Annotated in this window: 4 protein-coding genes; all 4 read right to left on the bottom strand. The window is 71.0% G+C overall.

Annotation, left to right across the window (positions count from 1 at the left end):
- On the bottom strand, window positions 1-1,089 hold a 1,089-nt coding region (locus BZL64_RS36475), incomplete at its 3' end, for a phenylalanine--tRNA ligase subunit beta (RefSeq protein WP_143663422.1).
- Window positions 1,089-2,210 (bottom strand): phenylalanine--tRNA ligase subunit alpha, encoded by a 1,122-nt coding sequence (pheS, locus tag BZL64_RS36480; protein WP_086773313.1) that lies wholly within the window; start codon window positions 2,208-2,210, stop codon window positions 1,089-1,091. The genes pheS and BZL64_RS36475, both read right to left, overlap by 1 nt.
- 131 nt (window positions 2,211-2,341) lie before the next feature.
- Window positions 2,342-3,481 carry a sensor histidine kinase gene (locus BZL64_RS36485; RefSeq protein WP_086773314.1) on the bottom strand — a complete coding sequence of 380 codons (1,140 nt, stop codon included), beginning with the start codon at window positions 3,479-3,481 and terminating at the stop codon, window positions 2,342-2,344.
- Between the two features lie 47 nt (window positions 3,482-3,528).
- The coding region (locus BZL64_RS36490; RefSeq protein WP_143663423.1) for an RNA methyltransferase at window positions 3,529-3,810 on the bottom strand (282 nt) is incomplete at its 5' end.

Consider the following 3,810-nt stretch of genomic DNA (forward strand, 5'->3'; position numbering starts at 1 on the left):
GCGGCGGGCCGTACGGGCGATGGAGACCGCGTCGAAGTGTGCGGCCTCGATGACGACGTCGGTCGTCCCCTCGGATTCCGCGTGGTCGGCGATCTCGGTGTTGGCGCCGCCCATGACACCGGCGAGGCCGATCGGGCCGCGCTCGTCGGTGATGACGAGGTCCTCGGGGTGCAGCGTGCGCTCCACGCCGTCCAGGGTGACGAGCTTCTCGCCCTCGGCCGCGCGCCGGACGCCGATGGTGCCCTGGACCAGGGTGCGGTCGTAGGCGTGCAGGGGCTGGCCGACCTCCATCATCACGTAGTTCGTGACGTCGACGGCGAGCGAGATCGGGCGCATGCCGACCTTCTGCAGCCGGCGCTGGAGCCAGAGCGGCGAGCGTGCCTCGGGGCTCAGACCGGTGACGGTGCGCGCGGTGAAGCGGTCGCAGCCGACGGGGTCGGAGACCTGCACCGGGTAGCCGAAGGCGTTCGGGCCCGGTACGTCGAGGAGGGCCGGGTCGCGCAGCGGCAGGCCGTAGGCGATGGCGGTCTCGCGGGCGACGCCGCGGATGGACAGGCAGTCGCCGCGGTTGGCGGTGACGGCGATGTCCAGGACCTCGTCGACCAGTTCGAGCAGCTCGATGGCGTCCTTGCCGACCTCGGTCTCCTGCGGCAGCACGATGATGCCGTGGCTGCCGTCGTCGCCCATGCCCAGTTCGTCGCCGGAGCAGATCATGCCGTGGGACGTCTTGCCGTAGGTCTTGCGGGCGGCGATCGCGAAGTTGCCGGGGAGGACCGCGCCCGGAAGCACGACCACGACCTTGTCGCCGACGGCGAAGTTGCGGGCGCCGCAGACGATCTCCTGCGGCTCACCCGATCCGTTGGCCTGACCGACGTCGACGGTGCAGAAGCGGATCGGCTTCTTGAAGCCCTCCAGCTCCTCGATGGTCAGCACCTGGCCGACGACGAGGGGGCCCTTGAGGTCGTGGCCGAGCTGCTCGACGGTCTCGACCTCGAGGCCGGCCGAGATGAGCTTGGCCTGGACGTCACGGCCGGTCTCGGTGGCCGGCAGGTCGACGTACTCCCGCAGCCAGGAAAGCGGGACCCGCATCAGATCTCCATCCCGAACGGCCGGGTGAACCGGACGTCACCCTCGACCATGTCTCGCATGTCTTCTACGTTGTGGCGGAACATCAGCATCCGCTCGATGCCGAACCCGAAGGCGAACCCGCTGTACTTCTCCGGGTCGACGCCGCAGGCGATCAGCACCTTGGGGTTGACCATGCCGCAGCCGCCCAGCTCGATCCAGCCCTCGCTGGAGCAGGTACGGCAGGGCCGGTCCGGGTTGCCGACGGACTCGCCGCGGCAGACGTAGCACACCATGTCCATCTCGGCGGACGGCTCGGTGAAGGGGAAGAAGTTCGGCCGCAGCCTGGTCTTCATGCCCTCGCCGAACAGGGCCTGGACCATGTGATCCATCGTGCCCTTGAGGTCGGCCATGGTGAGGCCCTCGTCCACGGCCAGCAGCTCGACCTGGCGGAAGACCGGGGTGTGCGTGGCGTCCAGCTCGTCGGTGCGGTACACGACACCGGGGCAGATCACGTACACCGGCAGCTCACGGCTGAGCAGCGAGCGGATCTGCACGGGCGAGGTGTGGGTGCGCAGCACGACACCGGACTCGGTGCCGCCCTCCGGGCCCTGCACGAAGAACGTGTCGTGCTCACCGCGGGCCGGGTGGTCCGGGCCGATGTTCAGGGCGTCGAAGTTGAACCACTCGGCCTCGACCTGCGGGCCCTCGGCGACCTCGTAGCCCATGGCGACGAAGACGTCCTCGATGCGCTCCGAGAGCGTGGTGAGCGGGTGGCGGGCGCCCGCGGGCACACGGTCGTAGGGCAGTGTGACGTCCACCGCCTCCTCGACCAGGACGCGGGCGTCGCGCTCGGCCTCCAGTTCCACCTGCCGGGCGGCGAGGCCCTTGTTCACCGCGCCGCGGGCCTGGCCGACGAGCTTGCCGGCGGAGGCCTTGGCCTGCGGGGGCAGTGCGCCGATCTCGCGGTTGGCGAGGGCCAGCGGGGAGGCGCCGCCGGTGTGGGCGACCTTGGCCTCCTGGAGTGCGTCGAGGGAGTCCGCGGCGGCGAAGGCGGCGAGCGCCTCGTCCCGCATGCGCTCGATCTCTTCCGGTTTCAAGGCCTCGACCTCTACAGGGTCGTACGACTTATTCGGTGCCGACATCTCTTCCCGTGCTTCCGATTGGCTGGCTGAAGGTCCCCGTCACCGACTCACTCGGAGGGCCGTCCATGGGACACAAAGGTGCCAAAGGCCGAGTCTAACGGGGTGAGGACGTACGGATGCGCCCGCGGGGGCTAGGCCAGATAGGCCGGGACCGCCACGGGCAACGTAAATCGGAACTCGGCGCCGCCGCCGGGGGCGCGGCCGACCGTGATGACACCGCCGTGGGCTTCGACGATGCCCTTGACGATGTACAGCCCGAGGCCCGTCCCGCCGCGCTTGCTGCCCCGCCAGAAGCGGGTGAAGACGCGGTTCATGGACTCCTCCGGGATGCCGGTGCCCTCGTCGCTCACGATGACCGACGTGCCGGTGTCCTCCCCTTCGCGGGGGGACCGGGCGGGCGTGACGTCAATGGTGACGGTTCCCTCGCCGTGCCGCACCGCATTTTCGATGAGGTTGCTGAGCACCTGGTCGACCTTGTCGGGATCGGCCCACAGGGCGGGCAGCGGCTGTTCGATGCGCAGCAGGAACCGGTCGGCGGGCTGGCCGGCGGCGACGTAGGCCTGGATGTGCCGTCCGACGGCGGCGCCCATGTCGACGGGCTGGCGGCGCAGCTCCAGCCGGCCGGAGTCGATCCGCGAGATGCCGAGCAGCTCGGCGATGAGGCGGGTGACGCGGTCGGCGTCGGCGTCGACCGTCTCCAGCATCAGACGCTTCTGGTCGTCGGTGAACCGCGTCCACTTGGCGAGGAGGGTGGCGGTGAAGCCCTTCACGGAGGTGAGGGGGGAGCGCAGCTCGTGGGCGACGGTGGCGATCAGTTCGGCGTGGCTGCGCTCGGTGCGGCGGCGGGCCTCGGTGTCGCGGAGGGAGACGACGACGCGGCGGACGGGGCCGGTGGGCTCGCCGCGGACGTATCGGGCGGAGGCGAGGACCTCACGCCCGCCGGGCAGCAGCAGGTTCCGTTCGGGCTGGCCCACGCGGATGGCGAGGCCGCTGTACGGGTCGGTGAGCTGCCACCAGCGGCGGCCTTCGAGGTCCTCCAGCGGCAGTGCCTTGTCGAGCCGCTGCCCGAGGGCTTCGGCGGCGGGGACGGCGGTGATGCGCTCGGCGGCGGCGTTGAAGCAGACGACGTACCCGTGCTCGTCGGCGACGACCAGCCCGTCGGGCAGGTCGTCTGGGTCGATGCCGAGTCCGTCGAGGTCACCGGCCGGTCGGGCCGCGGGCGGGCGCTCCGGTTCACTGGCTCCCGGCGCCCTGCTCGTGCCGACACTCATCCCCGTACCCCACCTCCCAGACGAGGACCCCCGAGCTGGTCACCCTACTAGCTCTCGGTGACGGAACGGCACCCTCCGTCAGGCGCGCGCTGCGCTCGGGCCGACGCGTACAGACATACGGCCGCGGCGGTCGCGAGGTTCAGACTCTCGGCCTTCCCGTGGATCGGGACGCGCACGACGGCGTCGGCGAGGGCGCGGGTCTCCTCCGGCAGGCCCCAGGCCTCGTTGCCGAAGATCCATGCGGTGGGCCCGCCCATGGCTCCCCGGTCCAGCTCGTCGTCGAGGTCGTCCTCGCCCGCGCCGTCTGCGGCGAGGACGACCTCGACGAC

The sequence above is a fragment of the Streptomyces bobili genome, assembly GCF_002154575.1.
GTDB lineage: Bacteria > Actinomycetota > Actinomycetes > Streptomycetales > Streptomycetaceae > Streptomyces > Streptomyces bobili.

Bases quoted from the DNA above. Each gene is read 5' to 3' on its own strand.
- pheS (WP_086773313.1), bottom strand. From the start codon at position 2,210: ATGTCGGCACCGAATAAGTCGTACGACCCTGTAGAGGTCGAGGCCTTG.
- BZL64_RS36485 (WP_086773314.1), bottom strand. From the start codon at position 3,481: ATGAGTGTCGGCACGAGCAGGGCGCCGGGAGCCAGTGAACCGGAGCGC.